The 24,637-nt window shown below is 67.8% G+C and carries 19 protein-coding genes and 1 pseudogene; 8 read left to right on the top strand and 12 right to left on the bottom strand.

Annotation, left to right across the window (positions count from 1 at the left end):
* Nucleotides 1–366 (top strand): beta-propeller fold lactonase family protein (locus tag G3N94_RS25040; protein ID WP_205795238.1); only part of this gene is annotated, 366 nt, incomplete at its 5' end.
* 107 nt (nt 367–473) lie between these two features.
* Here G3N94_RS25040 and G3N94_RS25045 read toward each other — a convergent pair.
* Complete coding sequence (locus G3N94_RS25045; protein ID WP_205795239.1) at nt 474–1,511, bottom strand: AraC family transcriptional regulator; 1,038 nt, start codon at nt 1,509–1,511, stop codon at nt 474–476.
* A 244-nt stretch (nt 1,512–1,755) separates the two neighbouring features.
* On the opposite strand from G3N94_RS25045, the gene G3N94_RS25050 reads away from it, so the two are divergent.
* Nucleotides 1,756–2,856: a fatty acid desaturase gene (locus G3N94_RS25050; protein WP_205795240.1), complete on the top strand. Its 1,101-nt coding sequence runs from the start codon at nt 1,756–1,758 to the stop codon at nt 2,854–2,856.
* Between the two features lie 491 nt (nt 2,857–3,347).
* On the top strand, nt 3,348–4,430 hold the full coding sequence (locus tag G3N94_RS25055) for an endo alpha-1,4 polygalactosaminidase (RefSeq protein ID WP_241022059.1): 1,083 nt from the start codon (nt 3,348–3,350) through the stop codon (nt 4,428–4,430).
* Between the two features lie 145 nt (nt 4,431–4,575).
* Here G3N94_RS25055 and G3N94_RS25060 read toward each other — a convergent pair whose 3' ends face one another.
* The 3 genes and pseudogenes from G3N94_RS25060 to G3N94_RS25070 all read right to left on the bottom strand — a co-directional run.
* Entirely contained in the window at nt 4,576–5,202 is a 627-nt protein-coding gene (locus G3N94_RS25060) for a hypothetical protein (RefSeq protein WP_205795241.1), read from the bottom strand.
* A 22-nt stretch (nt 5,203–5,224) separates the two neighbouring features.
* A complete protein-coding gene (locus G3N94_RS43265) occupies nt 5,225–9,163 on the bottom strand; it encodes a tetratricopeptide repeat protein (protein WP_205795242.1) in 3,939 nt (1,312 codons plus the stop codon).
* 130 nt (nt 9,164–9,293) lie between these two features.
* A pseudogene (locus G3N94_RS25070) lies at nt 9,294–10,082 on the bottom strand (endo alpha-1,4 polygalactosaminidase); the annotation flags it as partial.
* Nucleotides 10,083–10,860: 778 nt separating this feature from the next.
* Here G3N94_RS25070 and G3N94_RS25075 point away from each other — a divergent pair.
* The 5 genes from G3N94_RS25075 (at nt 10,861) to pelG (ending at nt 16,763) form a co-directional block, all read left to right on the top strand.
* Nucleotides 10,861–11,073, top strand: a complete 213-nt coding sequence (locus G3N94_RS25075) for a hypothetical protein (RefSeq protein WP_205795244.1) — start codon at nt 10,861–10,863, stop codon at nt 11,071–11,073.
* Between the two features lie 273 nt (nt 11,074–11,346).
* Nucleotides 11,347–12,786 (top strand): PelD GGDEF domain-containing protein, encoded by a 1,440-nt coding sequence (locus G3N94_RS25080; RefSeq protein ID WP_205795245.1) that lies wholly within the window; start codon nt 11,347–11,349, stop codon nt 12,784–12,786.
* Complete coding sequence (locus tag G3N94_RS25085) at nt 12,773–13,681, top strand: lipopolysaccharide N-acetylglucosaminyl transferase (RefSeq protein ID WP_205795246.1); 909 nt, start codon at nt 12,773–12,775, stop codon at nt 13,679–13,681. Before G3N94_RS25080 ends, G3N94_RS25085 begins: the two co-directional genes overlap by 14 nt.
* A gap of 18 nt (nt 13,682–13,699) precedes the next feature.
* A complete protein-coding gene (gene pelF / locus G3N94_RS25090) occupies nt 13,700–15,358 on the top strand; it encodes a GT4 family glycosyltransferase PelF (protein ID WP_205795262.1) in 1,659 nt (552 codons plus the stop codon).
* 34 nt (nt 15,359–15,392) lie between these two features.
* Entirely contained in the window at nt 15,393–16,763 is a 1,371-nt protein-coding gene (pelG, locus tag G3N94_RS25095; RefSeq protein WP_205795247.1) for an exopolysaccharide Pel transporter PelG, read from the top strand.
* A 95-nt stretch (nt 16,764–16,858) separates the two neighbouring features.
* Here the strand turns inward: pelG and G3N94_RS25100 are convergent, their stop codons facing one another.
* From G3N94_RS25100 to G3N94_RS25135, 8 genes are all read right to left on the bottom strand, one after another.
* The gene (locus G3N94_RS25100) at nt 16,859–17,479 is read right to left on the bottom strand and encodes an HAD family hydrolase (RefSeq protein ID WP_205795248.1); all 621 of its coding nucleotides are present in this window, start codon (nt 17,477–17,479) and stop codon (nt 16,859–16,861) included.
* Nucleotides 17,480–17,583: 104 nt separating this feature from the next.
* Entirely contained in the window at nt 17,584–18,441 is an 858-nt protein-coding gene (locus G3N94_RS25105) for a hypothetical protein (protein ID WP_205795249.1), read from the bottom strand.
* Between the two features lie 51 nt (nt 18,442–18,492).
* Entirely contained in the window at nt 18,493–19,149 is a 657-nt protein-coding gene (locus G3N94_RS25110; protein WP_205795250.1) for a TerD family protein, read from the bottom strand.
* Nucleotides 19,150–19,241: 92 nt separating this feature from the next.
* Entirely contained in the window at nt 19,242–20,267 is a 1,026-nt protein-coding gene (locus G3N94_RS25115; protein ID WP_205795251.1) for a DUF475 domain-containing protein, read from the bottom strand.
* Between the two features lie 49 nt (nt 20,268–20,316).
* Complete coding sequence (locus tag G3N94_RS25120; RefSeq protein ID WP_205795252.1) at nt 20,317–21,066, bottom strand: VWA domain-containing protein; 750 nt, start codon at nt 21,064–21,066, stop codon at nt 20,317–20,319.
* Between the two features lie 10 nt (nt 21,067–21,076).
* Complete coding sequence (locus G3N94_RS25125) at nt 21,077–22,159, bottom strand: toxic anion resistance protein (protein ID WP_205795253.1); 1,083 nt, start codon at nt 22,157–22,159, stop codon at nt 21,077–21,079.
* 560 nt (nt 22,160–22,719) lie between these two features.
* Nucleotides 22,720–23,922, bottom strand: coding sequence for an RNA-guided endonuclease TnpB family protein (locus G3N94_RS25130; protein WP_205795254.1), 1,203 nt, complete (start codon nt 23,920–23,922; stop codon nt 22,720–22,722).
* A 23-nt stretch (nt 23,923–23,945) separates the two neighbouring features.
* Entirely contained in the window at nt 23,946–24,632 is a 687-nt protein-coding gene (locus tag G3N94_RS25135) for a hypothetical protein (protein WP_205795255.1), read from the bottom strand.
* Between the last annotated feature and the right edge of the window lie 5 nt (nt 24,633–24,637).

Genomic DNA, 24,637 nt, shown 5'->3' on the forward strand with positions numbered 1-24,637 from the left:
CCCGCGGCGCTCGCGCAGCCCGCCCCGCGCCATGCGCGCCCGCCCGCACCGGCCGAACCGGCCGTCTGGGCCGCCGACCTGCACCTGAGCCCGGATGAACGCTATGCGTATGTGTCCGAGCGCACGACGAGCCAGCTCGTCTGCTTTCGCCGCAACGCTGACGGAACGTTCGATCCCGTGCACGCGACGGCCACCGAGACGCAGCCGCGCGGCTTCGCGATCGATCCGTCCGGACGGTTTCTCGTCGCGTGCGGCGAGCAATCGGAACAGTTGTCGGTCTATGCGATCGCGCCCGACGACGGCACGCTGTCGCTGTGTGCGCGCGCGGACGGCGGGCGCGGCGCGAACTGGATCGAGATCGTGTAGTGCGCGCAGTCGACAAGCCGTTGCGCGATTGCGCCGTCCGTCTCGCCGTCACCGCAACTCGCCTGAGCTGACGCCAATTCCGCACGTCAACGCACCGACCTCCCCGCTCAGCGCCGCTCGCTCGGCGCAACACCGGTCCAGCGCTTGAACGCGCGCGTGAAATTCGCGCGATCCGTGTAACCGACCCGCGCCGCGATCTCGTCGACCGGCAGGCGCGTGCTTTCGAGCAGCCGCAGCGCGTCGCGCAGGCGAATCTCGTCGAGCAGTGCGGAATAGGTCGCACCGTATTCCGCGAGCTTGCGCTTGAGCGTGCGCGCCGACATGTGCAGCTCGCGCGCGATGTCGTCGAGCGACGGGTAGCCGCGCATCCCGCAGATCAGCAGGTTGCGCACCCGCTCGACGACGCTCTCCGCATAGCCTAGCCGCACGAGCTCGGCCTCGCACTGCTGGACGATCATCTGCGCGGTCTGCGCGTTCGCGGTGCCGATCGGCTCGTCGAGCAGCGCGGCGTCGCAGCGGATCCGGTTCGCGCTCGCGTCGAAGTGGCAGCGCGGCAGCCGCACGCGATAGCGCGCAAACCATGGCGGCTCGGGCCATTCGAAATGCAGCTCGGCGCGCGACGTGAGCATGCGGCCGGGCACGGGCTCGAGCAACGAATTGAACAGGATCGCCGTCTCGACCATGAAGTTCTCGACCGCGAACTGTCTTAGCCGGCCGAGCGGCAACGCCTCGAGCACTTCGATCTGTGCGGTGTCGTCGAACTGCGTGAGACGCACCGAGAAGAACGGCACGCGAGTCGGCAGGTAACGGATGCCGAGCTGGATCGCCTCGCCGAGCGTCGCGCAGCTCATCAGCCCGAAGCCGATCAGCCCCGATTTCGTGAGACTGCTGCGCAGGCCGATCTCGATCGCGATCGACGGGTCGCCGGTCGCGTCGAGCAGGTTGAAGACGATCGTCGCCTGCTGCAGCGGCGTGATCCGCGCGTCGGGCAGCGCGAGCCGCTCGCGTGCGACGCCTGAGCCGGCAAGGATCCGGCCCGCGTGGATCCCGCGCTCCTCGGCGAGCATCAGCATGAACAGCGCATACGCGGACGATACCGTCGCCTTGTTCAACTGGCGCGCGGCGTCCTGGACGGACAGGGCCATGCATCGACTCCGGAACGGTTTTCGCGGATTGTAGCGGCCGCTGGCCCGCGAAGACACATGGGCAGGACTCTAGAGTCTGCATGCGTATGGAACGTGCATGCGTTGCCACGAGGTCACGCACTCGACACACGATGGCCCGAAATGACACCGCCATTGGCACCGGCGGCCCTCGCACGCACCGCGGCGCACGCCTATGCTTGTCACATCGGCATTGCGCCTCACCCTCATGCAGGAATCCCGGTCAATGAACCCGCGAGCCCGAATCACGTTCCGCAACGACGCGGAGAAAGTCGCGTACGTGCGCCGCGAAGTCAACGCGGCGAGCGACGCGATCCGCGCGCGCTTTCCGCTGCTCGACAACCAGAATCTCGTCGGAGCGGGCGTGATGGCCGCGTGCGTCGCCGCGATGCTCGCGATCGCGTGGCTGTATGCGCGCGGCACGCTCGCGTGGTATGTCGCGCTGCCGCTCGCTGCGTTCGCGACGTCGCTGATCCACGAGCTCGAGCACGACCTGATCCACCTGATGTACTTCAGGAAGACGCCGTGGGCGTACCACCTGATGATGGCGCTGTGCTGGCTCACGCGGCCCGGCACGATCAATCCGTGGACGCGGCGGCGCATGCATCTGCACCACCACAAGGTGTCGGGCGGCGAATCGGATCTCGAGGAATTCGGGATCACCAACGGCGAGCGCTGGGGCGTGAAGCGCCTGCTGATGCTCGCCGACGGAATGCTCGCGGTGGTGCTGCGCCCGGACGCGATGCGCCGCAAGGTGAAGCAGTACGTCGCCGCGCAGCCCGTGCAGGATGCCGCCGAGCGCACGCAGCTGCGCGTCGAGCAGGTGTCGTCATACATGCCCGTCGGCCACCTGTACTACGCGCTGTGGCATGCGTTCATCGTCTACCACGTCGGCCTGTTCGCGCTCGGTGCGCTCGGCCACCCGGTCGCGGTGCCGGCCATCGTCGAACGCGCGATGCACGTCGTCGACTTCCTCGCGGTGGTCTGGCTCGGGCCGAACTTCGTGCGCAGCTTCTGCATCAACTTCGTCAGCTCGAACATGCACTACTTCGGCGACATCGACTCGCGCAACGTGATCCAGCAGACGCAGGTGCTCAACCCGTGGTGGATGCTGCCGTTCCAGCTGTTCTGCTTCAACTTCGGCAGCACGCACGCGATCCATCACTTCGTGGTGCGCGACCCCTTCTACATCCGCCAGCTCACCGCGAGCACCGCGCACGCGGCGCTGCGCGAAGTCGGCGTGCGCTTCAACGACGTCGGCACCTTCGCGCGCGCGAATCGCTGGGGGTCGTATCGCCCGGCGCGCGACGGCCAGGCCGACTTGTAACAGAAACCGTAACCAGCGGTAATCCTTTCGCGTTCACGTGATACCTGAAGCTCGCCGCGCGGCGCACCGGCACCGCGCGGCGACGCGCATCCGCCCGCCTATTCGTCTGCCCTTACGCGTTGTTACGCGGCACACATCTCGTTACCTTTGCTCATAACCGGCTCGGTTAAAGTCGGGCTCCAATTAATTTAAATCATCAGATTTAAATATCAATTGGTCTAATCAATAATTACCTTGCTCTCTCCATCGTGCCGGCGCGCGCCGCGCGCACGCGGCGGCGGAGAGTTGGCGGCGTCCAGAACCGCCCCCCGTTCGGCCTTGCCGGTACCCTGGCAGAGCGGTCGAACGTCGTTTACTGATCCCCTCGATGACGGCTCCGGACACATGCGGGCGCGGCCTGAACGCGCGCCCCCGTGCGTCGCGGCGTGGCGTCGCGGGTGCTCGCCGGTTGCCGCGCAACCCCCTCCGAATCCCTGAACAGGAATAATCCGATGCGAAGAATTGCCCCGTTGGTTCTCTCCCTGATCGTCCCCGTGATGCTCGCTGCGTGCGGCGGCGACGATGGCGGCACCCAGAGCGCGAGCGCACTGAGCTGGAACGGCGGCTGGAGCCGCTCCGGCTCCGGCTCGACGCCGACGTCGTCGACGGGCTCGGGCACGTCGTCCACGTCCACGTCGACCAGCACGAGTTCCGGCACGACCCCGACCACCACCGCGTCGAGCGGCCCCGGCTTCGCAGTGGCCGCGCCGTGGATGTCGTACTACGGCGACACTACCGGCATCGACCTGAACCGCGCGGCCAGCACGTTCCGCGTGATGGACGTCGACCTCGATCCGGGCGTCGGCAACTTCGCGCCGAGCGACGTCGTGACGCTGAAGAACAACGGCCAGAACAAAGTGCTGAGCTACCTGAACCTCGGCTCGTGCGAGCACTGGCGCGATTACTGGACCAGCGTGCCGAGCGGCTTCGTGTCGTGCGGCGCGAACAAGGCCGCGCAGCTCGGCTCGTACCAGGGCTACTCGGATGAGACGTGGATGAACGTCGGCAACGCGGACTACCAGAACCTGATCCTGAACTTCGTCGCGCCGCGTCTCGTCGCGCAGGGCGCCGACGGCTTCTACCTCGACAATCTCGAGATCGTCGAGCACGGCACGTCGACCACCAACGGCCCGTGCAATGCCGCGTGCAGCCAGGGCGGCCTCGATCTCGTGCGCAAGCTGCGCCAGAAGTATCCGAAGCTGCTGATCGTGATGCAGAACGCGACCAGCAACGTCACGCGTCTCGGCACCACCGGCGGCGTGCCGTTCGCGAGCCTGCTCGACGGCATCGCGCACGAAGAAGTCTACAAGCCGACCTTCGACAGCCAGGCGCAGCAGGAGCTGCTGAACTGGAAGGGCATGAACCTGACGCCGGGCGGCCACCCGTTCTGGATCGCGACGCTCGACTACGTCGGCTCGTGCACGGATACGGCCGACGCGTCGAGCGCGTACACGTCGAGCCGCTCGCACGGCTTCACGCCGTACGCGTCGGATGCGAGCTCCGGCCAGAACGAGGTCTGCTACTGGGGTCTGTAATGCGGGGGCTGTAATACGGGGCCAGTCATGCCCCACCCCGCGTCGCGCGCCCCGTGCGCGTGACGGCCGCAGGCCGGGCGAGCTGCCCGCCTGCGGCGCCACCCGGCGCGGCGCCCTAGCGGGCGCCGCGCACGCTACGAACGCGCTATGAATGCGCGCGCCCGTTGCCCGATCCAACGACGGGTGTCAGCAACTGACGCACCAGCCCCTGCGCGACACTTGTCGCCGCATCGCGACTCCAGCCCGTGCGGCTCGCGGTGCCGCTCCACACCACCGCGCCTGTCTGCAGATCGATGATCTGCAGCGCGATGCCGATCGCCGGCTCGCCGTCGACCCCGACCTTGTAGCGCCACTCGTTCACCGCGCCCGTCAGCCCGTAGCGCAGGTGATTGTCGGTCGCCCACTTCTTCGCCTTGCCGATATCGTTGCCGGTCCAGTCCGTGAACATCCCGTCGTCGCCCGGCGCGCGGTACTCGCGCACGTCGGCATAGCCCTGCGCACGCAGGAAACCCGCGACGATCGACGCAGCGCGCTGCCCGGCGTTCGCGGTCTCGGTGTTGTTCTCGATCGGCAGGATCGCCCAGCCGGTGTTCGCCATCCGCAGGTCGCTGTTGCCGCCGTTCGCCTCGAACGGCGATACGGGCCCGCTGTCCAGCTGCGCGCAGCCGGCGAGCAGCGCGCCCGCCGCGGCCAGCGCCATGCACCAGCGGCGGGCCGTCCATCCGTGCCGCACCGGCTTGTCCGCTGTACGCGGCGTTGCGCTCTCGTTCATTTCGCTCTCCTTGGTTTCCGGGTCAATACATCCAGCGATAGCGGATTCCGACTTCGGTCATCGGCGTCGAATGGTTCTGCGACGCGCTGGCATGGGTGATGTAGAGGCCGAGCTGGTCACCGCCGAGCACGCTGCCGGCAACCCCGCCCGTCACGCGTTCGCCCCAACCGGCGTGCGAGTCGTACAGCGGGCCGACTTCGAGAAACGGCCGCCAGCGGCGCGTATAGCCGTCGAGCAGCCCGTTGCCGAAGCCCGCGAGCACCGCGACCTGCGTGAAGGTCTGCGGCACGAACTGCGGCGACGTCAGCGGCACGCCGTTCGGCACCAGTTGCTGAAGCAGCGAACCCGGCGTGCCGTTCGCGTTGTACTGCCCGTGCGTGACCGCAATCCGGACCGTGTAGTCGGGATAGCTGACGCGCAACTTGTAGCCCGCATCGGCGGTGATCAGCGTGCCGTGCCCGAGGTACGAGCGGTCCTGCCCGTAGAAGCGCGCGTACTCGAGCCGCGCGCGCGTGAAGATGTGCGGATCGGGCTGGAACGCGACTGCGCCGACGACGTTGTCCTTCACGCCGCCGACCTGCAGCTGCGACGACTCGGTCGCCTCCTGGTTACGTCCGAGCGAATAGGTGAAGCTGAGCGGCCGGCCCTCGAACAGCGCGCCCTCGATGCGCACCGTCGTGATGTCGCGCAGCGCATCGCGGCGGCCGAGCACGAGCGCCTCGCGATCGAACGCGCCGTAGCGCCGCAGCATCGCCTCGAAGTTCCGGTCCTTGCCGGGCACGCCCGGCAACGAGCTGTCGCCGTGCTGCGCGCGGTCGACGTAGCGGAACGCGAACGCGAGCGTCGGCGTGATGCGCACGCCCGCGCCGATGCTCGTCTCGTAGAACAGCAGCGGCCCTGTATGCAGATACCGGAAGCCCGGCGCGATCGCCTGCGCGGTCGGCATCACGGAATCGACGTATGTCGCATGCATCGCGTCGTTGTCCGGCAGCAGGTTCTGCGCCTGCGCGGCGTCCTGCTGCGCGGCTTCGACGCGGCCCGCGCGCGCTTCGGCCGCGATCTTCTCCGACGCCGGCATCGGGTCGGACGGATCGTCGAGCATCTGCGACAGCTTCGCCGTGTTGTCGTCCGCGAGCGCGAGGGCCGCATTCGCATACGACGGCTGCGACAGGTGTTCGGTGTAGTGCCACGCGAGCCAGTCGCGCTCGAAGTCGTACGCATCGTGCGACTGGCTCCACGCGAGCATCGCCTCGCGGGCGACCGCCGAGTAGCGTTCGTTGTGGCGAGTCAGCGACTGCGCGGTATCAGGCGGCAGCATCGACAGGTCGCCGAGATCCGTCGCCGCCTTCGACGACGGCGCGGCATTCGCCTGCTCGTCCTTGCGCAGCAGCTCGATCAGGAGCCGCTTCGATGCGTCGCCTCCGGCGAAGCGGTCGGTCAGCGCAATGAAACGCACGCGCGCCATGTCGTATTCGTCGGGTGTCATCTGCGATGGCCGACGCGCGTCGATCCGTTCGCGGTGCAGCTTCTTCCACGCGGTGCGCCGGATCTGCCACGCCTCGTCGGTCTGCCCGGACAGCTCGAGCGCGTCGGCAACCGTCAGCCGCCACAGCACGTCGTCGCGATGCGACGGCAGGTTCTGGCGCAGGAAATACAGCGCCGCGCGCGCGTCGCCGAGCCGCAGGTATGCGGCCGCGAAGGCCGCCGTCAGCGGCGTGTCGCCGGTCGCATGCGAGCGGTAGGTGCGCAGCGCCGCGCGCAGCTCGGCGTCGGGGGCCGAGTCGTTCATCAGCCAGATCAGCGCGACCTCGGCGTTCGCGTTGTCGGGCTGGATGCGCAGCACCGCGCGCACGTCGTCGAGCGCCCGCGCGGGCTCGCCGACGAGCCGCCAGTATTGCGAGCGCGCCATCAGGTAGTCGGGATCGCGCTCCGCGGCTGCGGCCTGCGCGGGCGTCAGCGAGTCGAGCAGCGTGCTGATCCGCTCGTACGCATGTGCGCGCGTGTAGTAGTACACCGCGCGCCGCAGGTCGCGCAGCTCGCCGGTGCGGCGATACGCATATTCGGCGACGCGGCCCGCGTCGAGCGGCTGCGTGTCGAGCGCGTCGATCATCTGCTCGAGATCGCTCGGCGTCTCGCGGCCGCTCTTCAGCAGATGGCGGGAACCTTCGACGACGACGTCCGGCTTGCCCGCGAGCTTGCCGAGCGTCGCGTAGAGCCGCCAGTACTGGACGGCATCCGTGCCGCCATCCGTCGCAGGCCTGGCCTTCTCGAGCGCGGCCAGCGCGTCCGCATAGCGGTGCTGGCCGTAAAGCGCCACCGCGATCTTCGTTGCATACGCGGGATTCGGGCCGTACTCGCGTTCGAGCGTTTGCCACGTGCGCAGCGCGAGCGCATCGTCGCCGGTGCGCTCCGCGAGCGCCGCGGTGCGTTCCAGCACCGGCTGCCGCAGCGCGCCGTGCGACTGCATCGCGAGGAAGCGGATGGCCGCGCCCGGATCGGCGCGCCCCTGTTCGATCGCGATATACGCGTCGATCCATTCGAGCTGCTTGCGGCGGTCGACTTTTCCGCCGCCACGGTCGAGTTCGTGCTGCATCGCGGCCAGCAGCGCGCGATCGTCGTGCAGCGCGGGCGCGAGGCGCAGCACCTGCTGCCACGACGCTTCGTCGTTGCGCGTCTTCGCTAGCCACATGTACGCATCGAGCGCGACCCGCGGCCGGTTGTTCCAGGTCGCGACCTGCGCGAGCCGCTCGTGCCACGGCACCGAGTTCGGGTCGCGCGCGAGCGCGTTGCGCGCGACGCCCTCCGCTTCGCGCAGCTTGCTGTTCTGCAGGTACACCTTGAACGCGAGCTCGTCGTCCGACGGCCCGGCCTCGTCGCCCGCCGCGTTCCCTGACGTCTTCCCTGCCGCCTTTCCCGAGGCCGGCGCGGCCGTGTCGTCCGCCGCGTCGTCGGCTGCGTCATCCGCCGCATTGCCCGCCTTGTCTGCCGCCTTGTCTGCCGCCTGCGCGACGCGCACGATGCGCGGCCGGTCGCTCCAGCGCCACACCGCGAACGTGACGCCCGGCACGCCGGCCGCGTGATGCTCGGCCGACGGCGCGGCGTCCGCGTGCTTCGACGCGCCATGCAGCTTCACGAGCTGGTTCGTGTAGTCGGCGGCGAGATCGGGACGGCCCGCCGCGAGCGACAGCGAGATAAGAAAGCGCAGCGTGCGCGGGTCGTTCGCGAGTTCGCCGATATGCTCGCGCGCAGCCAGCATCGCATCGCCGAGCAGGTTGCCGCCTTGCAGCGCGCGCAGCCCTGCAAAGAAGAACGCGCGCCGCTCGCCCTTCGACGCCGCGCGCGCGCTCGCCGCGAACGCCGCGTCTGCCGCGTCGCGATAATGGCCGCTGGCGAGCTGCGCGGCCGATTCCTTGCCGAGCCAGTACGTCGCGCGCAGCGGTTCGCGCGCGGCGAGCCGGTGGTAGTAGCGCGCCGCGAGCCCGCCGTCGTTCAGCGAGAGCGCCTTGACCGCCAGCAGCTGAAGCTGCAGCGGCGACCACGGCACGTCGACTGCGGCGCTCAGCAGCGCATCGAGCTTCGCGATGCGGCCGATGCGCTCGGGTGCGCCCTCGGGCAGCTCATACAGGCGCCGCTCGGCGATCCCGATGTCGGTCAGGAACGCGCGCTGCTTCACGTCGGCGTCGGACGACGCGCGCAGCTGCGCGACGAGCCGCTCCGCATCGTCGTAGCGGCCTTCGTCGATGTATTCGCGCGCGAGATGCTCGACCGCGCCCGCGTTGTTCGGATCGGCGCGCAGCCACGCGCGCAGGTAGGCGACGGTCAGCGTATCGGCCTCGCGGCTTTCGAGCAGCGCGCGCTCGAGCGTGGTGCGCGGAAACACGGCGACGAGCGACAGCGTGACCGCTGCGCCGAAGCCGGCGATGCCGAGTGGGGAAACGAGTCGTTTGCGGTCAGCTTGCACGGTCGGCTTCCATGTGGACGTGTTGCACAGGACCGGCCGCATGCGCGCCCGACCACCCCACCGCTTCGCGCGCCGCCGGCGCGGTGTCGCGCCACGCGAACGCCGGCGCAAGCAGACACCTCGCGAACGCGCCGATGCCGACGACGTCGAGCGCCGGCCCCGTCACGTACGGAATCACGCCGGCCGCGCGAATGCGCGCCGCGGTATCGTGTGCGCATGCGGCGTCGGCAGGCGGACAGTAGTCGATCGACACGACCGGCAAGCCGTACGCCTTCGCCGTCTCCACCTGCAGCATCAGCCACGCGCGATCGGCCGCCGGCACTTCGGTGTATTGCTGCCGCGACTGGCTCCAGCCGCGATAGAGCGACTCGAACGCGACCGCATACACGAGCGCGTGCACGCGCGGCAGCAGCTCGAAGCCCCGGTTCAGCATCAGGCGTGCCGACGGATAGCGCGCCTTGATCGCGTCGATCACCGCGACGACACCGGCCTGCTGGCGCGCCCGCTCGGCATCCGTCTTCGCGACGATCTGATAGGAGTCCAGCGTATCGAGGAAGAAGCCGCGAAAACCACGTTCCCACAGCGGCGCGATCACGTGCTCGACGTAGAACGCGGGCCATTGCGGCGCCGCCTGGTCGACGACCAGCGAGCCCCATGCGCGATTCTCGCCATGCAGCCATGCCTGCGGAATTGCGTTGAAGTACGTGCGCGTCGTGCTCACCTCGCCAACGCTCACATAAGCGAGCCATGCGGTGTGCGCCGCGTCGGCCGCGTGCGGATCGAAATCGCTGTCGGGTTCGACGACCACGCTGTCGAACGACGACAACGCGGTAACGGGGACATGTGCGCCATAAAAGAACGCGAAGGTCGGCTGCGGCGCGGTCGCGACAGCGGCCGACGCCCCATCGCCCGTGCGCACCTGCCCCGCGTCGGTCGCGACGAGCGGCGCCGCGAACGCGGTGGCGGATTCGGCTGGAAGCGGAGCCGTGTCGGGAGAGGCAGCTTGCGCAGACGCCGACAGCGGCGCGAGACACGCAACGAGTGCGCGCACGCCGGCCATATGACGCCTGATCCTCCCCAACATGGCCATGCCCCCCGGGCCCGACGACAGTAGGCTCTGCACGGCAAACCCCTGAGTTGTCTTGTGCGTCGCGACGCCTCATCCCTGTTCCGGCGATCGACTGCCAATTCGCATGGAACGCGTCGCGCGATCGAATCGGTCGCGCGTCAATGCGCGATGCCTTGGATCAAGAAATAGACCAAGACATTTCGAAGTTCAAGGCGACGAACCATGCAGGACGTCGAAACGTTGGGGCGGACTTTCCCGTAGTGCACCGACGCTCAACGCTCGCTGTTGCACAACTGTTACGCGCTGCATCGATCGCGACGCGCAACGGATCACCGAGCCGACAACCGACTTTCAGCCGGACCCGTTGCACACGCATGCGTCAGATTCCGCCCCAGATGTGAGTCGCGAAACGCGTCACTGCGCGAAACGCCGAGACCGGCTCCGACGTATCAGCGATGAAACAAAACGGCGCGTTTCACTACGTGTTTCCCCGCCCGAATGCCGCGGCATCACGCCCAGCGCGCATTGCGCAAGGAGCGCAGGTCATTGGTACGTTCCTTGCGTCAACGCAAGGGGCAGCGTCGATGGCACATGCGCCCGGCGCCTTATCCAGAGCGGAGCATCGATCATGATTTCGGGAATCACTCGCCGGCCCGGTCGAAGGACCACCGTCGCGTTCGGCACGTTCGGCACGTTCGCTCGGTCCGCGCAGAACCCGCCCCCCGCCACGCGCAGCGCGTCGCCGCTCGTCGTCGGGCCCGAGCGTCAGCTCGAGCGCGGCCCGGTCCAGCCGACGGCCGGCCCGACCCGGCCGGGGCAGGAAGTCCGCAAGCTGCGGTAACGCCCGACGACCGATTACGACATTGCCGTCGACTACGAGCCACGTTTCCGATCGCCCGGTCGAGGGGAACATCATGCACACGAACCCCGCTTCCCGCTTGTGCAGCTCATGCGTAGCCGCCATGCATACCGTCGTATGCCGCTTCGCGCGCGTTCGCACGGCCGCCGCGCGCAACCGCGCGGCCGGTGATACGCAACGTAATGGCAGGGGCGCGGCCGCCGCCCGCGTGGCGGCCGCGCAGATCGACATAACAACGAACGCGCGAGGTTATTGATGGCCATTGACACCAAATCGACGCGATTCGACGCGGGGATGGACACGCGTGCCCGCGTCCAGCATGCGAGCCTGCGCTCGCGCCTCCTGCATCGCTCGACGGCCGCGCGCTTCGCGTCGTTGTTGCCTCGCGACCATTCGGCGTCGTACGTCGCGCTCGAAACGCTCGTGCTGTCCGTATTCGTGTTCGCGCTGTGCCGCGTGCTGTCCCCCGCCGATCCACTGCTGCTTGCGAAGGCGTTTCCGTGGCTGTGGCTGCTGCCGCTGTTCGTCGCGCTGCGCTATGGCACCGTCGCCGGTCTCGGCGGCGGCGCGCTGCTGCTCGCCGCGTGGGTCGTGTTCTACGCGCGGCTGCCGCTCGCGGACGTGTTTCCGCGCGACTTCTTCGTCGGCGGCTTCATCACGATGCTCGTCGCAGGCCAGTTCAGCGACACGTGGGCCACGCGGCTGTCGCAGGCCCGCGTATCGAATACGTACCTGAGCGAGCGGCTGTCCGTGCTGACCAACAACCAGTTCCTGCTGCGGCTGTCGCATGATCAACTCGAACAGGATCTGCTCGTCAGGCCGGCGACGCTGCGCGACGCGCTCGCGCGGTTGCGCGACCTGACGCTGCGCAACGCGTCCGGCCCCGCGACGACCGCGACGCTGCCCGGCGCGCAGCCGTTCCTCGAAGCCGTCACGCAGGCATGCCAGATCGAGGCCGCGCAGATCCACGCGTGGCATGACGGCGCGCTCGCCGCGACGCCCGTCGCGGGGGTCGGCCCCGCGTTCGAGTTCGACGCCGACGACCTGCTCGTCACCGCCGCGCTCGACGAACTCTCGCTCGCGCACCTGCAGTCGGTCGATGCGCGCGATCGCGCGCACACCCGCTACGTCGCGTGCGCGCCGCTGATCGGCGCGGGCGACGCGATCGTCGGAGCGCTCGTCGTGTCCGAGCTGCCGTTCCTCGCGCTGACCGCGGACAACCTGCAACTGATGTTCGTGATGTGCAGTTACTACGCGAACGGCGTACGACATGCGGCGATCACCCGCGACGTGCTGCAGGCGTTCCCCGACTGCCCGTACGACTTCGCGCTCGAATACGCGCGCCTCGCCGACCTGCAGCGCACGAGCGGCGTCGCGTCGTCGGTCGTGTTGCTGCGGTTCGACGCGAGCAAGCAGGCGCAGGCCATGTTCGAACACGTGGAGCGCACGAACCTCGACTTTCACGTGCAGTGGATCGTGCGCACGGGCAACAAGTGCGCGCTGGTGTTCATCATGCCGCTCAGCAACGACGCCGCGGTGGACGCGCAACTGCAGCGGATCGAGACCGATGTCCGCAACCAGTTCGGCATCGGCTTCACGGAGGCGCGCGTCGTCGCGCGCTGGGTTTCCCTCGCCGGCACGCCGTCCGACAGCGCGCTGCGCCAACTGCTGGCCGACTGCGATGAAGCCACCTGAATCCGCCCGCGCGGCGCGCCATGCGCATGCGCACACGAACCGCGCCGCGCCGGTGGCGACGGCTGCGCCCCGACGGCCAGCGTCGTGGCCGGGCCTGCGCACGCTGCGTGCGACCCGCGATGCCGGCCGCTCGGCCGCGGACGCGATCGCGCGTCTCGCGAGTCGCGTGCGCGCGTTCGCGTTCCCGCGCCTCGACGAAGGCGCGCTGATCGAACTCGTGCGCGAGCCGCGCTTCGCGCCACACCTGCTCGCGACGCTGTCGTACGCGCACGAGCACGAGGTCAAGGAAGGCCTGATGAATCGGCGGATTGCCGTCGGCCATCGGATGACGGCGCTCGTCGCGATGCGGACGATGCCCGTGCGCGCGGCGAGCCCGATCCTGCACGCGCTGCTGAACGACCCGGCGGACGACGTCCGCCTGCTCGCGTACGGGATGCTCGACAAGAGCGAGAAGCGCGTGACGCAGCAGATCGGCATCGCGCGCGCGAAGCTGTCGCGCCGCCTGTCCGACGACGAACGCTACCGCGTCGACAAGACGCTCGCCGAACTGTATTGCGAGCTCGTCTACGCGCGACTTGTCGATGGCGACGTCTTCCGCAACGCGCTCGAACAGGCCGACGCGCACGCGGCGCGCGCGCTGCATCACCGGCCGGGCGACGGTGCGCTGTGGCGGCTGCGCGGCCGCCTCGCGTTCGAGGCGGATCGCCTCGACGACGCCGAAGCGATGCTGACGCAAGCGATCACCTGCGGTTATCCGCGCATGCGCGTGCTGCCGTACCTCGCCGAGATCGCCTATCGGCGGCGCGACTATGCGGCCGTGCGGCGCCATCTCGACGGCATGCCGCCGGTGCCGCCGCACCTGCTCGCACCGATCGCCGACTACTGGAACACGTGACGAGGAACGCCCATCATGATGCGCGATTCAGGTTTCGATACGCGCGCCGGCCGGCATCGGCCGGGCACCGTCACCGACGCGCTCGGCAACGTGCTGCCGCGCGCGGCTTTCGCGGACATCGGGTTGCTGCTCGAAGGCACGTATCCGTATGTCAGCGGCGGCGTGTCGTCGTGGGTGCACGACATCGTCCGCGCGTTTCCCGAGTACACGTTCGGCCTGTGCTTTCTCGGCAGCAAGCCGGACGACTACCCGATGATCGCGTATCCGCTGCCCGCGAACGTCGTCCATCTCGAGAACCATTATCTGTACGACGGCACCCCGCCGCCCGAACAGGCGCGCGCGACCCACATCGACCGCGACGCGTTCGAGCGGGTCGCGCTGCTGCACGAACAGCTGCGGCGGCCCAATGGCACGCCGCTCGACAACCGGCTCGTGCGGCGCGTCGTCGACGACCTGACCGACGATCACCGGCTCGACGAGGCGCAGTTCCTGTACAGCCAGGAAGCGTGGACCTTCCTGACCGACCAGTACCGCGCGCACTGCAGCGACCCGTCGTTCTCCGACTACTTCTGGTCGGTGCGCCTGATGCACCGGCCGCTGTGGCAGCTCGCGCGGATCGCCGAACAGCTGATCCCGATGCGCCTGTATCACGCGGTCTCGACCGGCTACGCGGGCTTTCTCGGCGCGCTGCTGCGGCACCGGCAGGGGCGCCCGCTGCTGATCTCCGAGCACGGGATCTACACGAAGGAACGCAAGATCGAGCTGTTCCAGAGCCAGTGGATCCGCGACAACCGCAACCTGATCGAATACGACGCGTCGCACATCGGCTATTTCCACGAGATGTGGGCACGCTTTTTCGAGTCGCTCGGCCGGATGACCTACGCGGCCGCCGACGATATCGTCGCGCTGTATGAAGGCAACCGGCGCCGCCAGATGCTCGACGGCGCGCCCGCGCCGAAGACGCGCACGATCCCGAACGGCGTCGACCTGCGCCGCCTCGCGCCGCTGCGCGCGCAGCGGCCCGCGGAGGTGCCGAAGGTGCTGTGCCTGATCGGGCGCGTCGTGCCGATCAAGGACGTGAAGACCTTCATCCGCGCGATGCTGACCGTCGTGCGCGAAATGCCCGACGCCGAGGCGTGGATCGCCGGCCCCGAGAACGAGGATCCGTCGTACGCGGCCGAGTGCCGCGAGCTGATCGACCGTCTCGGTCTTGCGGGCAAGGTCACGCTGCTCGGGATGCAGCGGATCGATGACCTGCTGCCGAAGATCGGCGTACTCGTGCTGAGTTCGATCTCGGAGGCGCTGCCGCTCGCGGTGCTCGAGGCGTTCGCCGCGGGCGTGCCGGTCGTCACGACCGATGTCGGCGCGTGCAGCGAACTGATCCACGGCGCGGATACCGACGATGCGGCGCTCGGCTCGGCCGGCCGGCTCGTGCCGATCGCTGACCCGGTCGCGCTCGCCCGCGAGGCGCTCGGCCTGCTCGCGGACACGAACGCGTGGCACGACGCGCAGCGCGCCGGCATCGCGCGCGTCGAACGGTACTACTCGCAGGACCGGATGATCGGTGCGTACCGCGCGCTCTATTCGACGCTCGCCGGCTCGCCGGACCGGCGCATGCCCGATGCCGGGCATGCGCATGGTGGCGCCGCGACGTGCCCGTACGCGCCGCGCGGCTAGGGTCAGCTTACAACCGGGCCCAGGGAGCAACGCAATGTCCGCCATCGGAATCAAGCTGCGCCGGCTCGCGCGGCGCAACTCGCTGCTCGGCATCATGCGCGCATACGCGTATGCGGGGCTCGTCGGCGCCGGGCCGTGGATCTGGTCGATCGTCGGCATGCTGCTCGTCGGGCTGCTCGGCGCGTCGCCGCTGCTGTCGAACGCGATCGTGTCGGATTTCCAGGTGTCCGCGACCTACCTGATCGCGGCGAGCCTGATCGTCACCGGGCCGATGCAGCTCGCGCTCACCCGCTTCACGAGCGACCGCCTGTTCGACAAGCAGCTCGATGCGATCCTGCCGAACTTCTCGGGCGCGCTGCTCGTCGTGACGGCAGGCACGACCGCGCTCGGCCTGCTCGTGGCCGGGTTCGCGTTCGATGCGCAGAGCGGCCTGTATCGTGCGCTGATGATCACCGGGTTCGTGCTGTTGAGCGACATCTGGATCGCGAGCGTCTTCCTTGCGGGGCTCAAGCAATACAGCGGGATCCTGCGCGCGTTCTTCGTCGGCTACGGGGTGACGACGCTCGCGGCGGTCGGGCTCAGACGCTTCGGCCTCGAAGGGTTGCTGTACGGTTTCGTGCTCGGCCAGACGCTGCTGCTGCTGATGCTGCTGAGTCGCATATACGGCGGCTTCACCGCAGCGCGCGTGATCTCGTTCGACCTGTTCCGCCGCGCGAACTGCTATCCGGCACTGATGGCGATCGGGCTGCTGTACAACGCGAGCATCTGGATCGACAAGGTGATGTTCTGGTATTCGCCGAGCGCCGGGCAGCCCGTGCTCGGGCCGCTGCATGCGTCGGTGATCTACGATATCCCGATCTTTCTCGCGTACCTCGCGATCACACCGGGCATGGCGGTGTTCCTGCTGCGCGTCGAGACCGAGTTCGCGCGGCACTACCGCGCGTTCAACGCCGCGATCCGCGAAGGCGGCTCGCTGCAGCAGATCGAGCACGCGCACGACGCGATGGCGCAGGCCTTGCGCTCCGCGCTGTTCGACATCGTGAAGGTGCAGACCCTCACCGTGTTCGTGGTGCTCGCGACAGGTGCGCTGCTGCTCGACGCGATCGGCATCTCGCGGCTCTACATGCCGCTGCTGTCGGTGCAGGTGATCGCGACGAGCCTGCAGATGGTGTTCCTCGCGCTGCTGAACAGCCTCATCTATCTCGACCGGCGGCGGCCCGCGCTCGTGCTGATTGCGGCGTTCTGCGTGCTGAACACCGTCCTGACGGCCGCGACGCTGATCGCGGGGCCGCTGTTCTACGGTTACGGGTTCGCGTTCGCACTGCTCATCGTCGTGCTCGCGGGGATGGCGTGGCTGGACCGGAAGCTCGATTCGCTCGAATACGAGATCTTCATGCTGCAGTGAGCGGTGCGCGGGCGTTGCGGCGCGTGTCCGGACGGGCGCCGCAACGCGCCACCCGTGCCACCCGTGCCGCCCGCGCGCGCAGACGGGCAACAACGTCAGCCGTCGATCGGCGGCAGCGCGCCCTGCCCGCGAATCCACGCGTGGTTCGCGAGCTCCGCCATTTCCTTGTCGCCGCGGCTGTCGCCGTATGCGAACAGCGTCGACGGCGGCCGGTCGCCCCACCATGCGCGCAACCGCACGACCTTCTGCGGCCCCCAGCAATTGTCGCCGTCGAGGCGGCCGACGAACGCGCCGCGCTCGAACGCGAGCCGCGTCGCGAGCACCGCGTCGAAGCCGGCCGACTTCGCCCACTTCTCCAGATACAGCGACGGCGATGCGCTCACCAGCACGACTTCATGACCGTGCGCGCGATGCTCGCGCACCCGCTCGAGCATCTCGGGGCGCACGAGGCGCGGCAGGTAACCGTCGACGAAGCGGCGCGCGACGTCGTCGAGCGCGTCCGCGCGCATCGGCCCGAGCGCGAACCACGCGAATTTTGCCTTCGCGTCGCCGCGCGACAGCCAACCCGCCTTCATCGCGACAATCCATGGCAACGCGCGCAGCCCGGCCCAAGCGAAGCGCGGCGTGCCGATCGCATAGCGGACGAAATGGCGAAAGCTGTCGGACGTGGTGATGGTGCCGTCGAAATCGAAGGCGGCAACGATGCGGTCGGTCATGGTGAATCGATCGGAAAACGCGGAAATGCCCGGGAAGATAGCAGACTCGCGCCGGTCCGCGCGAATCTGGTTGCGGCGGCTGCACACTCGCCAACGCGGTCCGCTCAGCCTTTCGGCCGCGCGGCCATCGCGGCGGGCAGCACGACGTTCATCAGGTGATCGGCGCGCGACAGCAGGTCGGTCACGCGCTCTTCAAGCCCGCGCAACTGCACCGGCTGCATGCGGATCTGCTGCACGGCCTGGCCGACGATCTGGCGGCGGTCGAACAGCGTGCGCTCGAGGCCCGTATCGTCCGGCACGCGCACGACGTCGGCAACCGCGCTCAGCGCGGCGAGCACGACGACGAGGCCTTCCTCCGCGTGACGGAGCTTCGCCGCAAGCGCCTCGGTCCGGCGCGGAAAGAACCCGAGCGACTGCTTGAGCGCACCGAGCGCGGCGCGGTAGTCGACATGCGCCGACGACGGCCGGAACCAGCGTTCGAGCACGCCGGCCTTACGCGTCACCTGCGCGAGCAGGCCTGCCATCAGGTCGGCCGCGCCGAGTTCGTTGAACTCGCGCGTCGTCGCCGCGACCGCTTCGACGAGGTTGCCGGCGGTTTCGAGCGCGCTGTCGCCGATCGTCGCCACCGTCGCCAGCTTGAGCGGCACGAGCTGCCGGATGTGCCGCTCGATGCGCGGCGCGTAATCCGGATAAAGATTGGGAAAACCGGCCTGCGCAGCACGGAAGCACTGCTCGAGCAGCGGATGGTTCGCTTCGCTGAACAGCGCCTTGCCGACTGCGTCGGCGGGCACCGCGCGCGTATCCTTCACCGGCGCGGGGCCGAAATCGAGCGCCGCCGGCGCCGGCCGGTCGTCCGGCTTCGATGCACCGGCCGACGGTGCATCAAATGCCAGACGGCCCGGCATGCGCGCGGGCCCGTCATCGAAGTCGAGCGCCTTCGGCTCGTCAGGCTGGCGGTTCATCGGTGCATCGCGCCCCGCGCGCCGGTTGCCCGCGCGCCGGGCCGCCGCCAGTCAGACGACGCCGCCATAGGCCCGGACGAAATCGCCGAGGCCGCGGTTGTAGCCCGCGCCGACCGCCTTGAACATGAACTGGCCGTCGCGCCGGTAGAAGCTGCCGACCTGCACCGACGTCTCCATCGAGAAGTCCTCTTCGAGCGCGTATTTCGCGATCACGGCGCCCGACACCTCGTCGGCGATCTGGATATAGCTGTTGCGGACCTGCCCGAAATTCTGGCGGCGTGCTTCAGCCTGGTCGATCGTGACGACCACCGAGATTTCCTCGATATCCGCGGCGAGCTTCGTGACGTCGATGAAGATCACCTCGTCGTCGCCATCGCCGCTACCCGTGCGGTTGTCGCCGCTATGGACGACGCCGAGGCACTTCGACGCCGGCATCCCGCGCTTCGGGAAATCTTCGCCGGGCTGGATGAAGGTCTCCTTGCGCTCCATCGTCCGCACTTCGCTGTTGTAGAACACGAAGTGCTGGTCCGAGATCAGCTTCGGATTATTCTGCGCGTCGTACTTGCACAGGAACACCGACACGTCGAGATCGAAATCCGCGCCCGTGTCCGTCGTGTTCGCATCCCAACCGAGACCGATGCGGAATTTCTGCGTGCCGGGCGCCTCTTTCGACAGGTTGACGCGACCGCCCTTCGACAAATTGATCATCTGAACCTCTGTTGCAGGAAGCCGCCGGCCCGCGGCGGCAAAGCGGGCCGCCGGCGGCGGCCCGTCGTCATGAAACCGGCGCGGCGGCGGCGTTACTTGCCGGCCACCGCGGCACGCTCCTCTTTCTCTTCGCGACGCTGTGCGATGATCGACGACCAGACGGCCGCGCCGATCATCGCCGCGCCGATCAGGCCCGTCACCACCTCGGGCACCTCGAGTTTCACGCCAACGAACATGATCGCCGCGAGCGCGCCGATCGCCCAGAATGCGCCGTGCTCGAGATAGCGGTACTGCGCAAGCGTGCCCTTCTTCAGCAGCACGAGCGTCATTTCCCGGATGTAGGCCGCGCCGACGCCGAGGCCGAGCGCGATCAGGAAAATATTGTTCGACAGCGCGAACGCGCCGATCACGCCGTCGAAGCTGAACGACGAATCGAGCACTTCGAGATACATGAAGCCCGCGACGCCTTCGCGCACGACGCGCGTGCCCGTGTCCTCGCCGCCGATCAGGTCGCCGATCCCGTGCGCAATCACGAAGCTGATCACGCCGAACGCGCCCGCGAGCAGGAAGGCGACCTGTTCGGCCGACGGCACGTACAGCGACGCGATGATGATGATCGCGAGCGTCAGCGCGACCTCAAGCGCGGCGATCCGGCCGAGATGCCGCATCGGGCCTTCGAGGAAGCCGATCCAGTGCTCGTCCTTCTCGGTGTCGAACATGAACTTGAAGAACACCATCAGCAGGAACGCGCCGCCGAACGCCGACACCTGGTGATGCGCGGACGTCAGGATCGCCGCGTACTTGTCCGGCGCGTCGATCGCGAGCGTCAGCGCGTCCCACATGCCGATGTGGCCGATCACCGCGACGATCAGCAGCGGGAACACGAGCCGCATGCCGAACACCGCGACGGGCAGGCCGAACACCATGAAGCGGTTGCGCCACTTCTCGGACCAGTTCTTCAGCACGGACGCGTTGACGACAGCGTTGTCGAGCGACAGCGAAATCTCGAGCACGCACAGGACGGCGACGATCAGCATGTCCTTCACGCCGCCGAGCAGATACGCGGCGATCAGCGCCAGCACGGTGAGCGATAACGGAATCTTGAAGTCTTTCAACATGATTGGGGTGTGACTCTGGGTTCGAAAAAAATGCCGTGCGGGCGCGCGCTTACTTCGCGCGCACCCAGTCGCAGAATTCCTGCGTGATCAGCCGGTCGTAGATTTGCTCGTCGCTCACGTCGAGCGATTCGAGATGCAGGAAGCCGACGTTCGGCATCTCGTCGGCGACTTCCGACAGAAAGTCGAACTCGCTCGGATCGCCGACGCCGACCAGCGACCAGTAAAGCGGGTAATGCTGCGACTCGGCCAGCAGCTGGCGCACGCGCTTGCGGTCGTTCTTCGGGTTCTGGCCGTCGGTGACGAACAGCACCCACGCCGGCAGGTGGCCATTCGCCGAAACGGGCGCCGGCGTGGGCGCGGGCGTGTCGTCCGCGCCGCCGAACAGCCGGCTCAGGAAGCCGCGCTTCGCTTCGCGTTTGGGCTCCGGCTCCGGTGCGCGGAAGAAGAAGTCGACGATGTCGTTCATCACCGGTGCGTACTGCGTGCCGCCCCACTTGGCGATGTCGCCGTTCAGCACGTAGTCGGTGATGTACGCGCCGTAGTTCTCGGGCGTCGCGGTCGGCAGGCGGTCGAAGCCTTCGGTGAAGGTCCACGTGTCGACTTCGCCGTTGTCATCGAACTTCAGCGCGATGCCGAGAATCCGGTCGTGCGTGTCCTGGATCACACCCGACTTGTAGAGCGGCTTCGCGGAGCCGGAGATGTCGAGCGCCGCGCCGACGCGCACGACGGGCGGCTTCAGGATCTGGCGTTTTTCGAGGACGATCGCGACCTTCGCCGCGCGTTTCTCAAGCGTAATCATGCGGTGTACCTCAGTTGTGCTTCGGGGCAAAACGGGTGATCAGGTCCTGTTCGAGCTGGCGCAGCCGCGGCGCATCCTGCTCGCGCTGGCGCTTGCCTTCCGCGAGGATCTGCGTGACGTCGTCGAACGCGCCGAACAGCTGCTGCTGCGCGTATTCGAACGTGTCGGTCGAGATCACCGGGCGCTGGCCGAGCTTCGCGACCTCCTGCGCGTTCGCACGGTTGAGGTCCGCCTGCGCGCGGATCGCCTCGTCGGCCGCGTCGTACGTCGCGTTCGCGAGCGCTGCCGCGCGCTTGGTGCCGAGCTGTTCGAGGTAGAGCGCGAACGCGTTGGTCCACGCGGGGATCAGCACCGTCTTGATCGTCATGAACTTCGACGTCAGCGTGCGCTTCTGGTCCTGCTCCATGCGGATCTGCGGCGCGAGCTGCTTCGACATCAGCATCGCGCGGTCGAGATCGTCGAGCTTGCTCTCGAGCGCGTCGGCCGTGCGCTTCACGTCGAGCAGCCGCTGCGCGCCGAACGCGTCGTCGGCCTGCTGCCGGCCGGCCGCGAGGTTCGCACGCAGCGCGGCGAGCGCGGCCTCACCGCGCGCCTTCGCGTGCGCGAGCTCCTGGTGCAGCGCGTAGTTGTCGTTGTACATCCGCTCGAGCTCGTCGATGCCGTTCTTCTGCCGTTGCGCATGGCTCTCGAGTTCGACGACGAGTGTGTCCATCCGCTTGCTGACCGTCTCGTATTGCGCGAGCAGCTTCTCCTTCGTCGAGCGGAACAGCCGCGTCACCTGCGTGAGCAGCCCGCCCTTGTCGGCGCCGCGCGGGTCGAGCCCCTTCGCGGTCGCGATCAGTTCGTTGAGCTTGTCGCCGAACTGGTCGGCATCCGACGCGCGGACACTCGCGAGAATCTGCTGGGAGAATGCGGCGATCCGGCTGCCCTGCGCGGCACCGAGCTGGTCGATCTCGTCGACCGTGATCAGGCGCGCGGTGTCTGCCGCCGCCGGCATGACGACTGCGGCAGACGCGACGACAGCGGACGAAGACGGCGTGGAAGGACGATTGCCGACCGCATCGGATTGCTTGTCATCGAATAGCGGCTTCATGGGGCTACGACGTTTCCTTTTCTGCTTCTGTTGCGTGTTGTCGTGCGCAAATGGCGGGCATTCGCGTTTCTCCGGCGCTTGCTCTCTCACGGCGGCGGCAGACGGACAATAAATGCGCCGAGCGGGTGGCGTCAAGGAAATGCTTACATTTGCCATTCATTGACGAGACAAAATGTCAAGAATGGTGAGGGACTGGAAAATTCTTCCGATGAAAGACCGGGCGGGAAGGCTTGTGACGTGGGCGTGACAGTGTCGGGCGGCTTCTGCGTGTGAAGGTGTTTTGTAATTTATCGGCTGAGCGGTTGTGAACGCGCATTACAGGTTGCTGACCGGTTGGCGGCAGATTTCGGCCCCACCAAATCAACCTGAACGTGCGCTAACGCGAGTCCGGCCCGCTCGTGACGCGTTTGCCGCGAGCGCGCACCTGCCCTTCCAGCCAGTACGCGGGCACGCGCGACAACTGCGGGCTGTGCCACTTGACATCCTCCTCCCCCTCTCGCTGACGCTCGCCGGCCCAAGGCCGGCAAGGGGGGAGGATTCCTGCTGCGCCACGTGATGCTCTACGTAGTCACTTCGGCGGGTTCCTGCTTCTTCGAGCGGCCCGACTGCACCTTCTCTCCACAGGCTAAAACGGCGTGTCCCGCCGCTAAAACATTGAGCGCGCCGACGTGGTCCGCATTCGCCTCGTGACCGCACTTCACGCAGGCGAACCACGCTTGCGTCTTGCGGTTGTCGGCCGAGATATGCCCGCAGCAGGGGCACATACGGCTCGTGTTCTGCGGCGCAACAGCGACGAAGTATCCGCCACGCCACGCCGTCTTGTACTCCAGCTGCCGACGGAACTCGCCCCATCCCTGGTCGAGGATGGACTTATTGAGTCCCGACTTGGCGCGGACATGACGCCCAGGCGCCTCGACCGTGCCGCGGGCCGACTTCACCATGTTGCGCACCTGCAAGTCCTCGACGGCGATCATTGCGTGGCTTTTGCTGATCGTGTTCGATGCCTTGTGCAGGAAGTCCGAGCGTGCGTTTGCGATGCGGGCGTGGAGACGCTGGACTCTGGCCCTTGCCTTTTTCCAGTTCGCCGAGCCTTTGACCTTACGCACCATGCGCCGCTGATACTTCGCGAGCCGCTGCTCGTGTTGCCTGAAGCTGGCGAGCGGCGCGATGACTGTGCCATCGCTCAGGGTCGCGAAGCGTACAACGCCCACGTCGATACCGACCGCCGGGCCGCTGGGAACGGGACGCTCGACTTCGCGCGCCGTGAGAATGCTGACGTACCACTTGCCCGCGCGCAGCGATACGGTCGCGCTGCGGACGTCGCCGAGCGCGAGGCGGCTATTGCGGTAGCGCAGCCAGCCGAGTTTGGGCAGGAAAATCCGGCGGTTAGCCTGGTCGAGCTTGATCTGCTTCGGGTCGGGATAGCGGAAGCTGTCTGAGTGGCCCTTCTTCTTGAAGCGCGGGAAGTCGGTCCGCTTGGCGAAGAAATTGCTATAGGCCCGTTCCAAATCCTTCAGCGATTGTTGCAGCGGATGCGTCGGCGCCGCTTTGAGCCACGGCGTTTCCGTGCCGTTGCGCCACCCGGTGAGTTGCTTGCACAGCCCGGCATAGCCCAGCTTCTTCTCGCCTTGCTCGTAGCGCGCCTTCTGCAACGCCAGTGCCTTGTTGAACACGAAGCGGCACGCTCCGGCGAAGCGGCGCATGTCGCGCGCCTGTTCGCCAGTCGGCATCAGTTCGAATCGGAAGGCCTGGAGACGTTGCATAGGCTGAGCGTATCACCCTCCATTTACGCACTGTCAAGGACGCCTGCGGCGTCCGCGCTGTCATTCCCCGGTCTGAAGTCCCGGGGCTTGCCGCGCTTCCCGGTTACCAATCCGACCAGCGGGCCGTCCGCATCGACGAAGCGAAGTGCGCGATGCAGGAGTTCGCTCGCACGCGTGTCCGCCGGATCGAACCCGAGCGTCGCGATGCCGACCTCGCACACACGCCCGCCGTGCACGATCTTCACCACGCGCATGGCGTCGTCGGCCAGGACCGTGTAATGCGGACCAAGGACGATCGCGCCGGCGCTTTTCACACGCCCGCTTTCGCTGTCGACCACCCTGTTGCCGATATAGAAACGTCCGTGTACGTCGGTCGCGACCAACGGCCACAGGAATCCCGCCGTATCCGTTACGGCGATCCGTGATTTGTCCTCCAGGACGAATCGCAGGTACGCAGACGACTTCACGAAAATCGTCAGCCGGCCGACCTTCAGCTCGATGACGGGATTGCCGGCGTCCGAGCTCGCCGGATCGGCGGCGCAGGCCGTGGCCGCCGCAAACCACGCGGCCGCAAGGGCGGCCTTCATCCAGTTCGGAGATCGCATCGGATATTTCTCGCGTTGCTGATTAGGCGGCGAAGCGCGACGGCCAAGCGCGGCAGCGACCCGGCTTCCGGCGCATGCGCCGCGCCGTGCCGTGCCGGCGAGCATGCGCC

The organism is Burkholderia sp. Ac-20353 (genome assembly GCF_017104785.1).
Taxonomy (GTDB): Bacteria; Pseudomonadota; Gammaproteobacteria; order Burkholderiales; family Burkholderiaceae; genus Burkholderia.